The 14923-nt window shown below is 61.9% G+C and carries 12 protein-coding genes; 2 read left to right on the forward strand and 10 right to left on the reverse strand.

From position 1 onward, the window contains the following. Positions 1–2: 2 nt before the first annotated feature. The 10 genes from SB756_RS19325 to mtnA all read right to left on the reverse strand — a co-directional run bounded on the left by SB756_RS19325 (position 3) and on the right by mtnA (position 13437). Positions 3–266 carry a lipopolysaccharide assembly protein LapA domain-containing protein gene (locus SB756_RS19325; RefSeq protein ID WP_059395294.1) on the reverse strand — a complete coding sequence of 88 codons (264 nt, stop codon included), beginning with the start codon at positions 264–266 and terminating at the stop codon, positions 3–5. Between the two features lie 19 nt (positions 267–285). Continuing rightward, on the reverse strand, positions 286–582 hold the full coding sequence (gene ihfB, locus SB756_RS19330; RefSeq protein ID WP_003252675.1) for an integration host factor subunit beta: 297 nt from the start codon (positions 580–582) through the stop codon (positions 286–288). A gap of 189 nt (positions 583–771) precedes the next feature. After that, positions 772–1836 carry an acyltransferase family protein gene (locus tag SB756_RS19335; protein WP_410911456.1) on the reverse strand — a complete coding sequence of 355 codons (1065 nt, stop codon included), beginning with the start codon at positions 1834–1836 and terminating at the stop codon, positions 772–774. 81 nt (positions 1837–1917) lie between these two features. Next, on the reverse strand, positions 1918–3594 hold the full coding sequence (gene rpsA / locus SB756_RS19340; protein ID WP_003252673.1) for a 30S ribosomal protein S1: 1677 nt from the start codon (positions 3592–3594) through the stop codon (positions 1918–1920). A 124-nt stretch (positions 3595–3718) separates the two neighbouring features. Further along, on the reverse strand, positions 3719–4405 hold the full coding sequence (gene cmk, locus SB756_RS19345) for a (d)CMP kinase (protein WP_016501010.1): 687 nt from the start codon (positions 4403–4405) through the stop codon (positions 3719–3721). Beyond that, a complete protein-coding gene (locus SB756_RS19350) occupies positions 4402–6654 on the reverse strand; it encodes a bifunctional prephenate dehydrogenase/3-phosphoshikimate 1-carboxyvinyltransferase (protein WP_410911458.1) in 2253 nt (750 codons plus the stop codon). The genes cmk and SB756_RS19350 overlap by 4 nt, the downstream gene beginning before the upstream one ends. Before the next feature lie 151 nt (positions 6655–6805). After that, on the reverse strand, positions 6806–7900 hold the full coding sequence (gene pheA, locus SB756_RS19355) for a prephenate dehydratase (protein ID WP_410911460.1): 1095 nt from the start codon (positions 7898–7900) through the stop codon (positions 6806–6808). Continuing rightward, complete coding sequence (gene serC / locus SB756_RS19360; protein WP_059395297.1) at positions 7900–8985, reverse strand: 3-phosphoserine/phosphohydroxythreonine transaminase; 1086 nt, start codon at positions 8983–8985, stop codon at positions 7900–7902. Before serC ends, pheA begins: the two co-directional genes overlap by 1 nt. Positions 8986–9232: 247 nt before the next feature. Beyond that, complete coding sequence (gene gyrA / locus SB756_RS19365; RefSeq protein ID WP_410911462.1) at positions 9233–11998, reverse strand: DNA gyrase subunit A; 2766 nt, start codon at positions 11996–11998, stop codon at positions 9233–9235. 362 nt (positions 11999–12360) lie between these two features. Beyond that, positions 12361–13437: an S-methyl-5-thioribose-1-phosphate isomerase gene (gene mtnA / locus SB756_RS19370; protein WP_410911464.1), complete on the reverse strand. Its 1077-nt coding sequence runs from the start codon at positions 13435–13437 to the stop codon at positions 12361–12363. A gap of 110 nt (positions 13438–13547) precedes the next feature. Here mtnA and ubiG point away from each other — a divergent pair, with 110 nt between their 5' ends. Further along, entirely contained in the window at positions 13548–14246 is a 699-nt protein-coding gene (gene ubiG / locus SB756_RS19375; RefSeq protein WP_016501016.1) for a bifunctional 2-polyprenyl-6-hydroxyphenol methylase/3-demethylubiquinol 3-O-methyltransferase UbiG, read from the forward strand. A gap of 2 nt (positions 14247–14248) precedes the next feature. Continuing rightward, a complete protein-coding gene (gene mupP, locus SB756_RS19380) occupies positions 14249–14920 on the forward strand; it encodes an N-acetylmuramic acid 6-phosphate phosphatase MupP (protein WP_016501017.1) in 672 nt (223 codons plus the stop codon). The last annotated feature ends 3 nt before the right edge of the window (positions 14921–14923 follow it).

Genomic DNA, 14923 nt, shown 5'->3' on the forward strand with positions numbered 1-14923 from the left:
CCTTAGTTGCTGCTCAGTGCCGCCTGACGGGCAGACTCCCTGATCTTGCGCTTGCTGCGCTGCACGCCGTAGGCCCCCAGCAACGGCCCTACTGCCAAGCCAATGACCAGGGCGGCCAACACCAGCACGGCCACCGGCATTTCCGGTGCAGCCCAACCGAACAGGACCAGCGACACGGCTTGCTGGTTCTCCAGTACGAAGAACAGCACCACAGCCGCCAACAGCAGCACGAACACCGCCGCCAGGGCGCGCTTGAGGTTACGCATCAGAATGCTCCTTGATTGCTCAGGCTTCAGCCTCGTCTTCTTCGTTGACCCGGTCACGCAGCTCTTTGCCGGGTTTGAAGTGCGGCACAAACTTGCCCTCGAGGCTGACCGACTGGCCGGTCTTCGGGTTACGACCCACGCGCGGGGCGCGATAATGCAGCGAGAAGCTGCCAAAACCGCGAATCTCGATGCGATCACCAGTGGCAAGGCATTGTGACATCTGCTCAAGCATGGTCTTGATGGCCAGCTCCACATCCTTGGACGAGAGCAGCCCCTGATGGGTGACAATACGTTCGATCAGCTCCGACTTCGTCATATTTTTCCCTTCGTTATCAAGCAGCTAGATCATTGCTTAACCAGTTTGTAGCACGCCGGGAGGGATTTGAACAGGGCGGTTCTTGACTTAATAAAAAAATTCAAGATTGAAGTTTTACAAGAATGGTCTAGCCGATGGGGTTACCAGGAACCGCCCCATCGCTGGCATGCCGGCTCCCGGCCCCCTCTCTCACGCCAATTGCTGCCGAGGACTTTCCTGCGAAAAGCGCTTTCGTATCGCCAGCGCAGGCTTCTCCACCAGCTGCCACGACGCATACCCCGCCACCCACGAGGCCGGCACTGCAACCAGCATTAGCCAATATGGCCCGGCCCACGGCATCGCCCCCGCCAAAATCTGCTGAATCGGAAACGCATACAGGTAGATACCGTAGGAGTAGTCCTGCACCACCGAAGGCAGCTTCAACTGCGGGCAATACGCAAAATAAAGCGTGGCGTAAATCGTCAGGATGGCGAACGCGAACACCTCAAAACGCCCTCCCTTGCTCAGCAAGAACAACGCGACGCAGCCAAGCAACAGCCACCCGGTGTGCGGTATCACCGCTCGGCACGAATAGAATGCCGACCCCGCCAGGAAACACACCACCAGCTTGAATGGGTACGCTGCAAATGCCGGATGCCAGGCATGCAACCCCAACGCAACCACGAGTGCCGCAAGCGTCAGCCCCGACATTGGCCACCGGAAAAGCCTGGCTACAAGCACCACCACTCCCAATACCAGGTACATGCGCATTTCCAGCGGAATGGTCCACAAACTGCCATTGACCGAAACCCCTTGGAAACGCGGGGTAAAGGTCACCCCAGGCAGTACGAACTGGGCATCTTTGAAAATCAGCAGCGGGCTGTAGAAGTATTTGTATACCTGGGCTTGCGAAAAATACTCTGCAAGCGGCAGCGAGGTAACGGCAGGCCCTAGCACAAAGGCCATGAGCAACAGGCACATCACCAGACCAGGCAGGATTCTGAGCGCGCGTGCCAGGTAGAAATCCCTGGCGCTATTGCGCTCACCGCTGGCAGCGATCAAGAACCCACTGACCACGAAGAACACTTCCACCCCAAGGCTGTGGACGGGCACCGGCATGCCCAGCTGCATCGCCGGGTCCGCGCAACTCAGGCACTCCAGATAGGAAAGCGCAAAAGAATGCCCAATCACCACAGCGGTCGCCGCCAGCAACCGGATGATCAGAAAATTATTATCACGCCCGCGACCTTTCATAACGTCGCCAAACATCAACATGAACACCCCCACGGCTGACGCATTTCAGACATAAAAAAAGGGCGACCCGAGGGTCGCCCTTTTTTACCGATCAAACAGAACTCAGTTCTGCTTGGCCATTGCTTCGCGCAGCAGCGCAGCCATGGTGGTGTCGGCAGCCGCTTCCGGAGCGTTTTTCAGGCTCTGGATGGCTTCACGCTCTTCAGCGTCGTCTTTCGATTTGATCGACAGGCTGATAACGCGGGACTTGCGGTCAACGCTGATGATCTTGGCTTCGATCTCTTCGCCTTCCTTCAGAACGTTACGCGCGTCTTCAACGCGGTCACGGCTGATTTCGGAAGCTTTCAGAGTAGCTTCGATGTCGTCGGCCAGGGTGACGATGGCGCCTTTGGCGTCAACTTCTTTCACGATGCCCTTGACGATAGCGCCCTTGTCATTGACAGCAACGAAGTTGGAGAACGGATCGTCTTCCAGCTGCTTGATGCCCAGGGAGATGCGCTCGCGCTCTGGGTCGACCGACAGGATGACGGTTTCCAGCTCGTCGCCCTTCTTGAAACGACGTACGGCTTCTTCGCCGGTTTCGTTCCAGGAGATGTCGGACAGGTGAACCAGGCCGTCGATGCCGCCGTCCAGGCCGATGAAGATACCGAAGTCGGTGATCGACTTGATGGTACCGGTGATCTTGTCACCCTTGTTGAACTGGCCGGAGAAGTCTTCCCATGGGTTGGACTTGCACTGCTTGATGCCCAGGGAGATACGACGACGCTCTTCGTCGATGTCCAGAACCATGACTTCCACTTCGTCGCCAACCTGAACGACTTTCGACGGGTGGATGTTCTTGTTGGTCCAGTCCATTTCGGAAACGTGTACCAGACCTTCAACGCCTTCTTCCAGCTCAGCGAAGCAGCCGTAGTCGGTCAGGTTGGTAACGCGAGCTTGTACGCGAGTACCTTCTGGGTAACGGGCAGTGATAGCTACCCACGGATCTTCGCCCATCTGCTTCAGACCCAGCGAAACGCGGTTACGCTCGCGGTCGAACTTCAGAACGCGTACGTCGACTTCGTCGCCAACGTTAACGATTTCCGAAGGGTGCTTGATGCGCTTCCAGGCCATGTCGGTGATGTGCAGCAGGCCGTCGATACCGCCCAGGTCCACGAATGCGCCGTAGTCGGTGAGGTTCTTGACGATACCTTTGACTTGCTGGCCTTCCTGCAGGGTTTCCAGCAGGGCTTCGCGCTCGGCGCTGTTCTCGGCTTCCAGCACGCTGCGACGCGAAACAACAACGTTGTTGCGCTTCTGGTCCAGCTTGATGACCTTGAATTCCAGCTCTTTGCCTTCGAGGTGGGTGGTGTCGCGCACAGGGCGGACATCAACCAGGGAGCCCGGCAGGAACGCACGGATGCCGTTAACGTCGACAGTGAAGCCGCCTTTAACCTTACCGTTGATAACGCCCTTGACCACTTCTTCAGCGGCGAAAGCTGCTTCCAGAACAATCCAGCACTCGGCGCGCTTGGCTTTTTCACGGGACAGTTTGGTTTCGCCAAAGCCGTCTTCGACCGCGTCCAGCGCAACGTGAACTTCGTCACCGACCTTGATGGTCAGCTCGCCAGCTTCGTTGTAGAACTGCTCGAGCGGGATGACGCCCTCGGACTTCAGGCCAGCGTGTACGGTAACCCAGTCGCCGTCGATGTCGACAACGATACCGGTGATGATGGCACCCGGCTGAAGATTGAGGGTTTTCAGGCTTTCTTCAAAGAGTTCTGCAAAGCTTTCGCTCATTTTAATTCCTGTAGATTCGGGCGAAACAAACGCCCATAACCACATTCCAGACAATGTGGGTTCGTTTTAAGTAAAGGAAAGCTGGCAGGACGTTGACTGGTGCCCCTGCCTGCTTTCCTGGCGATCAGGCGAGGTCGCGCAGGGCGATCTCGCTTCTGATACGTTGCAACACCTGCTCGATGGACAACTCGGTAGAGTCCAACTGAATGGCATCGGCCGCTGGCTTCAGCGGGGCCACTGCACGTTGGGTGTCGCGCTCATCACGCGCACGAATCTCATCCAGCAGACTCGACAGACTAACATCTTCACCCTTGCCCTTCAACTGGAGGTAACGGCGACGTGCGCGCTCTTCTGCGCTGGCGGTCAGAAAGACCTTCAACGGCGCGTCAGGGAATACCACGGTACCCATGTCGCGGCCGTCGGCGATCAACCCCGGCACATCGCGAAATTCGCGCTGACGCACCAGCAGGGCATCACGCACTGCCGGCAGGGAAGCCACCATCGACGCGCCGGCGCCGACGGTTTCGGTGCGGATGACATTGCTGACGTCCTCACCCTCAAGGATGATCTGTTGCAGCTTACCGGGCTGGGCAGCGATGAACTGCACATCCAGATGGGCGGCAAGCCTGGTCAGCAGCTCTTCGTTGGTCAGGTCGACGCCATGATTGCTGGCGTTGAACGCCAGCAAGCGGTACAGCGCGCCGGAGTCCAGCAGCTTCCAGCCCAGCTCGCGGGCCAGCAGGCCGGCGACCGTGCCCTTGCCCGAGCCGCTCGGCCCGTCGATGGTGATGACCGGTGCCAGCGAATTCACGACTTACCCTCTTCGGCCACGCGGATACCCACTTCGGCGCACAGCGCCAGGAAGTTGGGGAACGAGGTGGCGACGTTGGCACAGTCGTGGATGCGGATGGGCGCGCTGGCGCGCAGCGAGGCGACGCTGAAGGCCATGGCAATACGGTGGTCACCGTGGCCATGCACTTCGCCACCGCCCAACTGGCCGCCGTCGATGATGATGCCGTCCGGGGTTGGTTCGCACTTGATGCCCAGGGTGATCAGGCCATCGGCCATCACCTGGATACGGTCGGACTCCTTCACCCGCAGCTCTTCGGCGCCACGCAGCACGGTACGCCCTTCGGCGCAGGCGGCAGCCACGAACAGTACCGGGAATTCGTCGATGGCCAGCGGCACGAGCTCTTCAGGGATGTCGATACCTTTCAGCCTGGCACCGCGCACGCGCAGGTCAGCCACTGGCTCGCCGCCGACTTCGCGCTGGTTTTCCAGGGTGATGTCGCCACCCATCAGGCGCAGGATGTCTATTACACCGGTGCGGGTCGGGTTGATGCCAACGTGTTCCAGCACCAGCTCGGAACCTTCGGCAATGGAGGCCGCCACCAGGAAGAAGGCTGCCGAGGAAATGTCGGCCGGCACTTCAATGCGGGTAGCGGTCAGCTTGCCGCCGGACTGCAGCGAGGCCACCGGGCCGTTCGACTCGACCGCATAGCCAAAGCCGCGCAGCATGCGTTCGGTGTGGTCACGGGTAGGCGCAGGCTCGGTAACGGTGGTCTTGCCTTCAGCGTACAAGCCGGCCAGCAGCAGGCAGGATTTGACCTGGGCGCTGGCCATCGGCAGCGTGTAGGTCAGCCCTTTGAGCTTGTGGCCACCGCGAATGGTCAGCGGCGGACGGCCTTCCGGACCGGTTTCGACCACAGCACCCATTTCACGCAGCGGGTTGGCCACACGGTTCATCGGGCGCTTGGACAGCGAAGCGTCGCCGGTCATGGTCACGTCGAACGACTGACCGGCCAGCAGGCCCGACAGCAGGCGCATCGAGGTACCCGAGTTGCCCACGTACAGCGGCCCGGGCGGCGGCTTGAGGCCGTGCAGGCCAACACCATGAATGGTCACGCGACCGTGGTTGGGGCCTTCGATGACCACACCCATGTCGCGGAATGCCTGCAGGGTCGCCAGTGCGTCCTCACCTTCGAGGAAGCCTTCGACTTCGGTGGTGCCTTCGGCCAGCGAGCCGAGCATGATCGAGCGGTGGGAAATCGACTTGTCGCCCGGTACGCGGATCCGCCCGTTCAGGCGGCCACCCGGTTGGGCCAGGAAAATCAGATCGTTGGCGTTCATAGCGTCCACATAGGCCCGGCGGGCCAGGATTTTACTGAAATGCTCGCGGGCAACACGCGCACGGGTGAATACACCCAGCAACTGGTGCCCGTCCCCTTCTGCGATCGCGTCGCGCAAGGCGTCGAGATCGCTGCGATATGTATCAAGTGTGCGCAGGACAGCGTCGCGGTTGGCGAGGAAGATGTCGTGCCACATGGTCGGGTCGCTGCCGGCGATTCTTGTGAAATCGCGGAAGCCTCCCGCAGCGTACCGGAAGATCTCGAGGTTTTCATTGCGCTTGGCCAGCGAATCGACCAAGCCAAAGGCCAACAGGTGCGGCAGGTGGCTGGTGGCTGCCAGCACCTCGTCATGACGCTCGACCGACATGTGCTCCACATCGGCACCCAGCGCACGCCACAGGCGGTCGACCAGGGCCAGCGCGGCCGGGTCGGTTTCGGCCAGCGGCGTGAGGATCACCTTGTGCCGACGGAACAGGGTGGCGTTCGAGGCCTCCACCCCGCTCTGCTCGGAACCGGCGATCGGGTGGCCGGGGACGAAGCGCGGCAGGCGCTGACCGCTCTCGTTTACAAAAACAGAACGCGCCTCACGGACGACATTACCCTTGGCACTGCCGACATCGGTAATGATCGCATCGCCCAGGTCGAGCCGGGCCAGGAGGGCCAGGACTTTTTCCATGGCCAGGATCGGCACGGCCAGCTGGATGACATCGGCACCGACACAGGCTGCGGCGAGGTCTTCTTCGCAGCGGTCGACCACGCCCAGAGCCACGGCCTGCTTGCGCGAAGGGGCGTCCAGGTCGACACCGACCACTTCGCGGCACAGGCCACTTTCACGCAGGCCCTTGGCGAACGAGCCACCGATCAGACCGAGGCCGACCACGACCAGGCGGTTGATGATTGGCGCGGGTTTGGTTTTTGCTGCTTTTACCACTGGTGCGAACCCTGTTCTGAAATCTGGACAGCCTGCTGGACCCTATGGGGCCGCTTCGCGACCCTTCGCGGCACAAGGCCGCTCCTACAAGGACCCTGTAGGAGCGGCCTTGTGCCGCGAAGGGCTGCAAAGCAGCCCCAAGGGCCTTGAATCAAAGCACCGCCTTCGGATAAGAGCCCAACACCTTCAGCGCCACAGCCTCCTGGCTGATCCGCTCGAGGACCGCCTTGATCAGCGGGTCGCGGTGGTGGCCAACGAAGTCGATGAAGAACACGTAGGTCCACTTGCCACTGCGCGACGGGCGGGTCTCGATGCGGGTCAGGTCGATGCCGTTCTGGTGGAACGGCACCAGCAACTCGTGCAAGGCACCTGGCTTGTTGCTCATCGAGACAATGATCGAGGTCTTGTCGTCGCCGGTCGGCGGCACTTCCTGGCTGCCGATCATCAGGAAGCGCGTGGAGTTGTCCGGGCGGTCTTCGATCTTTTCTGCCAGGCGGGTCAAACCATACAGGTTGGCCGCCATGTCGCCGGCAATCGCCGCCGAGTTCCACTCGCCCTTGACTCGCTTGGCCGCCTCGGCATTGCTCGAAACCGCCACGCGCTCCACGTTCGGGTAGTGCGCGTCCAGCCACTTGCGGCACTGGGCCAGCGACTGGGCGTGGGAGTAGATGCGCGTGATGCTGTCGGTCTTGGTGCTCTCACCTACCAGCAGGTGATGGTGGATTCGCAGCTCGACTTCGCCGCAAATGACCATGTCGTGCTCAAGGAAGCTGTCCAAGGTGTGACTGACAGCGCCTTCGGTGGAGTTTTCCACCGGCACCACGCCAAAGTTGACGGCACCGGCCGCCACTTCGCGGAACACTTCATCGATGGCCGCCATCGGCCGGCTGATCACCGCGTGGCCGAAGTGCTTCATGGCCGCAGCCTGGGTGAAGGTACCCTCAGGGCCGAGGTAGGCGATTTTCAGCGGCTCTTCAAGGGCCAGGCACGACGACATGATTTCGCGGAACAACCGCGCCATCTCTTCGTTGCCCAGCGGGCCCTTGTTGCGTTCCATGACGCGCTTGAGCACAGCAGCTTCGCGCTCAGGGCGGTAGAACACCGGCTTTTCGCCTTCTTTCAGCGAGGCGGTCTTGACCCGGGCGACTTCTTCAGCGCAACGGGCACGGTCGCTGATCAGCTCGAGAATCTTCTCGTCGAGGCTGTCGATGCGTACACGCAGCGCCTTGAGTTCCTGTTCGGACATCAGCCGTGCTCCTTCTCGAATTCGGCCATGTAGCCCACCAAGGCTTCTACAGCCTCAAGGCCCAAGGCGTTGTAGATGGAAGCGCGCATGCCGCCCACCGAACGGTGGCCCTTGAGGTTGAGCAGGCCGCGGGCATCGGCGCCGGCGAGGAAGGCCTTGTCCAGGCGCTCGTCAGCCAGGCGGAACGGCACGTTCATCCACGAACGGGCGTTGACGCTGATCGGGTTGGTGTAGAAATCGCTGTTGTCGATGAAGCCGTACAGGCGCTCTTTCTTGGCGCGGTTGCGCTGCTCCATGGCGTCGACGCCACCCTGCTCTTTCAGCCACTCGAAGACCAGGCCCGAGAGGTACCAGGAATAAGTGGCCGGGGTGTTGTACATCGAGCCGTTGTCAGCCGAAACCTTGTAGTCGAGCATGGTCGGGCAGCTGCTGCGGGCATGGCCCAGCAGGTCTTCGCGCACGATGACCACCACCAAGCCGCTTGGGCCGATGTTTTTCTGCGCGCCGGCGTAGATCAGGCCAAACTGCGACACGTCAATGGGGCGCGAGAGAATGTCGGAGGACATGTCGACCACCAGCGGCACATCACCAGTCTGCGGCACCCAGTCAAACTGCAGGCCACCGATGGTCTCGTTGGACGCATAGTGCACGTAGGCAGCGTTCTTGGTCAGGTTCCAGTCGTTCTGGCCGGGGATATTCAGGTAGTCGTAGGGCTTGGCACTGGCGGCGACGTTGATGTTGCCGAAGCGGCGCGCTTCCTCGATGGCCTTTTTCGACCAGATACCGGTTTCGATGTAGTCGGCAGTGCCACTTTCAGGCAGCAGGTTCAGCGGAATCTCGGCGAACTGCTGGCTGGCGCCGCCCTGCAGGAACAGCACCTTGTAGTTGGAGGGGACGGACAGCAGGTCACGCAGGTCCTGCTCGGCCTTTTCGGCGATGGCCACGTAGTCGTCGCTGCGATGGCTCATTTCCATCACCGACAAGCCCTTGCCGCGCCAGTCCAGCATCTCTGCCTGGGCGCGCTGCAAGACAGCATCAGGAAGCGCGGCAGGGCCTGCGCAGAAGTTAAAGGCTCGTTTGCTCACATCCACTCTCGCTCTGCCAAATAGAACACATTCGTTATTGCATGCTGCTCGCCGCTCTTTGTAGGAGCAGCCTTGTGCTGCGAATGGGCCGCAAAGCGGCCCCGGCTATTCATGTGCTATCTCTGAACCCCAGGGGCCGCTTCGCGCCCCATTCGCAGCACAAGGCTGCTCCTACAGGGCCAGGCGTTGCCTGCCGTAATCAGTCAAACGGGGCGACCTTGGTCGCCCCGTTCGGGTTTACGCTTGCTTACTCCTGCGGGGCCTCTTCGGCACCCGCAGCCTCTTCATTGTCTGGCGCTTCAGCCTCGACGCCCTCCTCGTCCATCTCGATCACATCATCGAGTTCGTCCTCGGACGGCTCCTGGATACGCTCCAGGCCCACCAGGGTCTCGTCAGCCGCCAGCTTGATCAGCGTAACACCCTGGGTGTTACGGCTCAGGCTGGACACCTCGCCAACCCGGGTACGCACCAGCGTGCCCTGGTCGGAAATCAGCATGATCTCCTCGCCGTCCTGCACCTGGATAGCACCGACCAGCAGACCGTTGCGCCCCTTGGTCCCCATGGCGATCACGCCCTGGCCGCCACGGCCGCGACGCGGGAACTTGGACAGCGGGGTGCGCTTGCCGAAGCCACGCTCGGAGGCAGTGAGGATCTGCGCGCCGGACTCCGGGATCAGCATCGAAATGATCTGCTGGCCTTTGCCCAGTTTCATGCCGCGCACACCGCGGGCCGTACGGCCCATTTCACGCACGACGCTTTCGGCGAAGCGGATGACCTTGCCGGCGTCGGAGAACATCATGACTTCTTTGGCGCCGTCGGTGATGGCCGCCGCAATCAGGGTGTCCCCTTCCTTCAGCTTCAAGGCGATCAGGCCGTTGGAGCGCGGACGGGCGAACTGCACCAGCGGGGTCTTCTTGACGGTACCGGAAGCGGTGGCCATGAAGATGTAAGCGCCAGTAGGCTCTGCCACCCATTCTGCGGTGTCGCCGTCTTCTTCGTCGATTTCCTCGGTCTCTACCAGCTCACCCTCGAGCACGGTGTCATCAGCGTCTTCCAGTTCTTCGTCGAGGTCGGCGTTCTGCTGCAGCGCTTCGAGGTCGATCTGCAGCATGGCGGTGATGCGCTCACCCTCCTCCAGCGGCAGCAGGTTGACCAGCGGGCGACCACGGGCAGCGCGGGACGCTTCGGGGATTTCGTAGGTCTTCTTCCAGTACACCTTGCCCTTGCTGGAGAACAGCAACAGGGTGGCATGGCTGTTGGCGACCAACAGGTGCTCGATGTAGTCCTCGTCCTTCACGCCGGTTGCCGACTTGCCTTTGCCGCCACGGCGCTGGGCCTGGTAAGCGGACAATGGCTGGGTCTTGGCATAACCACCGTGGGAGATGGTAACCACGCGCTCTTCTTCCGGGATCATGTCGCCGTAGTTGAGGTCGTGGCTGGCATTGAGAATTTCGGTACGGCGCACATCGCCGTACTCGGTACGGATGGCTTCCAGCTCTTCGCGGATCACTTCCATCAGGCGCTCGGCGCTGCTGAGGATGCGGATCAGCTCGCCGATCTGCTCAAGGATTTCCTGGTACTCGGCCAGCAGCTTCTCGTGCTCCAGGCCGGTCAGGCGATGCAGGCGCAGGTCGAGAATGGCCTGGGCCTGCTCCGGCGACAGGAAGTACTTGCCATCATGCAGGCCGTACTGCTCCGGCAGGTCTTCAGGGCGGCAGGAATCGGCGCCGGCGCGCTCGACCATGACCTGCACGGCACTGGATTCCCACGGCGTGGAAACCAGGGCTTCCTTGGCCTCGGACGGGGTCGGCGAAGCCTTGATCAGGGCGATGACCGGGTCGATGTTGGACAGCGCAACCGCCTGGCCTTCAAGGATGTGGCCACGCTCACGGGCCTTGCGCAACTCGAATACGGTGCGACGGGTCACCACTTCGCGGCGGTGACGGACGAACGCTTCGAGCAGGTCCTTGAGGTTGAGCAGGCGCGGACGACCGTCGATCAGGGCGACCACGTTGATGCCAAACACGCTCTGCAGCTGGGTTTGCTGGTAGAGGTTGTTGAGCACCACCTCCGGCACCTCGCCGCGACGCAGCTCGATGACGATGCGCATGCCGTCCTTGTCGGACTCGTCGCGCAGCTCGGTGATGCCTTCGATCTTCTTCTCTTTAACCAGCTCGGCGATCTTTTCGATCAGGCGCGCTTTGTTCAGCTGGTACGGCAGCTCGGTGACGACGATCTGCTGACGGCCGCCCACCTTGTCGATGTCTTCGATCTCGGAGCGGGCGCGCATGTAGATGCGGCCACGACCGGTGCGATAGGCCTCGATGATGCCTTGGCGACCGTTGATGATGCCGGCAGTCGGGAAGTCTGGCCCAGGGATGAACTGCATCAGTTCATCGATGGTGACTTCCGGATTGTCGATCAGCGCCAGGCAGCCGTCGATGACTTCACCGAGGTTGTGTGGCGGAATGTTGGTCGCCATGCCCACGGCGATACCGCTGGAACCGTTGACTAGCAGGTTGGGAATACGGGTCGGCATGACCGCCGGGATCTGCTCGGTGCCGTCGTAGTTGGGCACCCAGTCGACGGTTTCCTTGTGCAGGTCGGCCAGCAGCTCGTGCGCCAGCTTGGTCATGCGCACTTCGGTGTATCGCATGGCTGCGGCGTTATCGCCGTCCACCGAACCGAAGTTGCCCTGGCCGTCGACCAGCAGGTAGCGCAGCGAGAACGGCTGGGCCATACGCACGATGGTGTCGTAGACCGCAGTGTCGCCGTGCGGGTGGTACTTACCGATCACGTCACCGACCACACGGGCGGATTTCTTGTACGGCTTGTTCCAGTCGTTGCCCAGTTCGCTCATCGCATAGAGAACGCGACGATGCACGGGCTTCAAGCCGTCACGCGCATCGGGCAGCGCTCGCCCGACAATCACGCTCATCGCGTAGTCGAGGTAAGACTGTCTCAGTTCGTCTTCGATATTGACCGGGAGGATTTCTTTGGCCAGTTCGCCCATGAGAAGCCTGATTCCTTTTTCTGGTGAAACTTCGCAGCTCCATCAAGGGCCGAACGAAGCTCGCCGCCGCAGCGTACAAGCGTGCGACGACTTACGACAAATCAATGAGTTGTGCCATGGATCTGCGCAATGAAGGCCGCCGTGATGGGCGGTCTTGGAAACTGCCGGATGTTATCACAAAGGCGGGGGCGGTGGGGAGATCTGAACGGCAGTACACGGTCATTGTGGGAGCGGCCTTGTGTCGCGAAAGGGCTGCGCAGCAGCCCCGGCAATTTTTGCTTCTTCGTCAACATCCCGGGGCCGCTTTGCGGCCCTGTCGCGACGCAAGGCCGCTCCCACAAAGTGCGCGCTCCACCGAGGTATCAGTGCAGGCGCTTGCGGCAAATCAACTGGGCCAGTTTGGCGGTATCCGGGCGCTCGACAACACCCCGCTCGGTCACGATAACGTCAATCAGGTCGGCCGGGGTCACGTCGAACACCGGGTTGAATACCTGCACATCCCGTACCGCCGGGGCACCGCCAAAGTCCAGCCACTCGTCGGCGTCACGCTCTTCCAGCGGGATATCCTCGCCGGTGGCCAGGTTCAGGTCGATGCTGGTGCTCGGCGCCACCACCATGAAGCGCACACCATGGTGCATGGCACTGACCGCCAACTGGTAAGTGCCGATCTTGCTGGCCATGTCGCCATTGGCAGCGATGCAGTCCGCGCCCACCACCACCCAGGTGATGCCCTTGGTCTTCATCAGATGCGCCAGCGCCGAGTCGGCGCACAGGGTCACCGGAATTCCCTCGTTGGCCAGCTCCCAGGCCGTCAGGCGCGAGCCTTGCAGCCAAGGGCGAGTTTCGCCGGCATACACCCGCTCCACCATGCCCTCCAGGTAGCCGGCGCGGATCACCCCCAGCGCAGTGCCGAAACCGCCACTGGCCAGGGCACCGGCATTGCCGTAGGTAAGCAGCGTCTGGGCATTGCCCTGATGACGACGGATCAGCTCGATGCCTTGCTGGGCCATGGTCAGGTTGGCTTCACGGTCGCTTTCGTGGACGGCCACTGCTTCTGCCTCCAGCGCTGCCAGCACGTCTTCATCCGGGCGCAGACGCAGCAGGCGCTCACGCATGCGGTTCAGTGCCCAGAACAGGTTGGCCGTCGTGGGGCGTGCTTCGGCAAGGGTGAGAAAGTCCTCTTCGAGGTCCATTTCCCAGTCGCCACCCTCTGCCAGCCGCTCTTCCAGGGCCAGTACCAGGCCGTAGGCGGCAGCAATGCCGATGGCCGAGGCGCCGCGCACTGCCATGTCGCGGATTGCCGCCGCCACCTGCGCGACATTGTCGCAGGCCAGCCAGCGTTCTTCCGACGGCAACAGGCGCTGGTCGAGCAGGTGCAAGATGCCGCCCTGCCAGCGGATCCCGGTCACCTTCTCCGCCGCCAAAAGTCGCTCGCGCATCGCCTCTCCCCGTGGTTCGCATGTCAAAAGCCGGCGATTATAGCGAGCCTGGGGGCCGAGCGCTCGGGTATACTCCGGCGCAATTTTGCGAAGTTTCAGAGGACTGTTCAATGAGCAACGTCGACCGCGCCGAAATCGCCAAGTTCGAAGCGCTGGCCCACCGCTGGTGGGACCGCGAAAGCGAGTTCAAGCCGCTGCACGAAATCAACCCGCTGCGCGTCAACTGGATCGACGAGCGGGCCAACCTGGCCGGCAAGAAAGTGCTGGACGTAGGCTGCGGCGGCGGCATCCTCAGCGAAGCCATGGCCCTGCGCGGCGCCACGGTCACCGGTATCGACATGGGCGAGGCCCCCCTGGCCGTGGCCCAGCTGCACCAGCTGGAGTCGGGCGTACAGGTGGAATACCGGCAGATCACCGCCGAAGCCCTGGCCGAAGAAATGCCTGAACAGTTCGACGTGGTCACCTGCCTGGAAATGCTCGAGCACGTGCCCGACCCATCCTCGGTGATTCGCGCCTGCTACCGCATGGTCAAGCCTGGCGGCCAGGTGTTCTTCTCCACCATCAACCGCAACCCCAAGGCCTACCTGCTGGCCATCGTCGGCGCCGAGTACATCCTGAAGATGCTGCCGCGCGGCACCCATGACTTCAAGAAGTTCATCCGCCCTTCCGAACTGGGCGCCTGGAGCCGCGATGCCGGCCTGCAGGTGAAGGACATCATCGGCCTCACCTACAACCCGCTGACCAAGCACTACAAGCTCAACAGCGACGTCGACGTCAACTACATGATCCAGACCCTGCGCGAGGAATGAGCATGCGTTTGCGAGCAGTACTCTTCGACATGGACGGCACCTTGCTCGACACGGCGCCGGACTTTATCGCCATCTGCCAGGCCATGCTCGCCGAGCGCGGCCTGCCGGCCATTGACGACAACCTGATCCGTGGCGTGATCTCTGGCGGCGCCCGCGCCATGGTTGCCACCACGTTTGCCATGGACCCGGAAGCCGAAGGCTTCGAGGCCCTGCGCCTGGAGTTCCTGGAGCGCTACCAGCGCGACTGCGCGGTACACAGCAAGCTGTTCGACGGCATGGCCGAGCTGCTGGCCGACATCGAGAAAGGCAACCTGCTGTGGGGCGTGGTCACCAACAAGCCGGTGCGCTTCGCCGAGCCGATCATGCAGCGGCTGGGCCTGGCCGAGCGCTCGGCACTGCTGATCTGCCCGGACCACGTGAAAAACAGCAAGCCTGACCCCGAGCCACTGACCCTGGCCTGCACGACGCTGGGCCTGGACCCTGCCACTGTGCTGTTCGTCGGCGACGATCTGCGCGACATCGAGTCTGGCCGCGACGCCGGCACCCGCACGGCAGCGGTGCGCTACGGCTATATTCATCCAGAGGACAACCCCAACAACTGGGGTGCCGACGTGGTGGTGGACCACCCGCTGGAACTGCGCAAAGTGATCGACAGCGCGCTGTGTGGCTGCTGAACT

The organism is Pseudomonas sp. SIMBA_068, from assembly GCF_046534705.1.
Classification (GTDB): Bacteria; Pseudomonadota; Gammaproteobacteria; order Pseudomonadales; family Pseudomonadaceae; genus Aquipseudomonas; species Aquipseudomonas putida.

Coding starts and splice junctions, on each gene's coding strand:
- SB756_RS19325 (WP_059395294.1), bottom strand. CDS start 266: ATGCGTAACCTCAAGCGCGCCCTGGCGGCGGTGTTCGTGCTGCTGTTG.
- mtnA (WP_410911464.1), bottom strand. CDS start 13,437: ATGCGCGAGCGACTTTTGGCGGCGGAGAAGGTGACCGGGATCCGCTGG.
- ihfB (WP_003252675.1), bottom strand. CDS start 582: ATGACGAAGTCGGAGCTGATCGAACGTATTGTCACCCATCAGGGGCTG.
- mupP (WP_016501017.1), top strand. CDS start 14,249: ATGCGTTTGCGAGCAGTACTCTTCGACATGGACGGCACCTTGCTCGAC.
- pheA (WP_410911460.1), bottom strand. CDS start 7,900: ATGTCCGAACAGGAACTCAAGGCGCTGCGTGTACGCATCGACAGCCTC.
- gyrA (WP_410911462.1), bottom strand. CDS start 11,998: ATGGGCGAACTGGCCAAAGAAATCCTCCCGGTCAATATCGAAGACGAA.
- rpsA (WP_003252673.1), bottom strand. CDS start 3,594: ATGAGCGAAAGCTTTGCAGAACTCTTTGAAGAAAGCCTGAAAACCCTC.
- SB756_RS19335 (WP_410911456.1), bottom strand. CDS start 1,836: ATGTTGATGTTTGGCGACGTTATGAAAGGTCGCGGGCGTGATAATAAT.
- ubiG (WP_016501016.1), top strand. CDS start 13,548: ATGAGCAACGTCGACCGCGCCGAAATCGCCAAGTTCGAAGCGCTGGCC.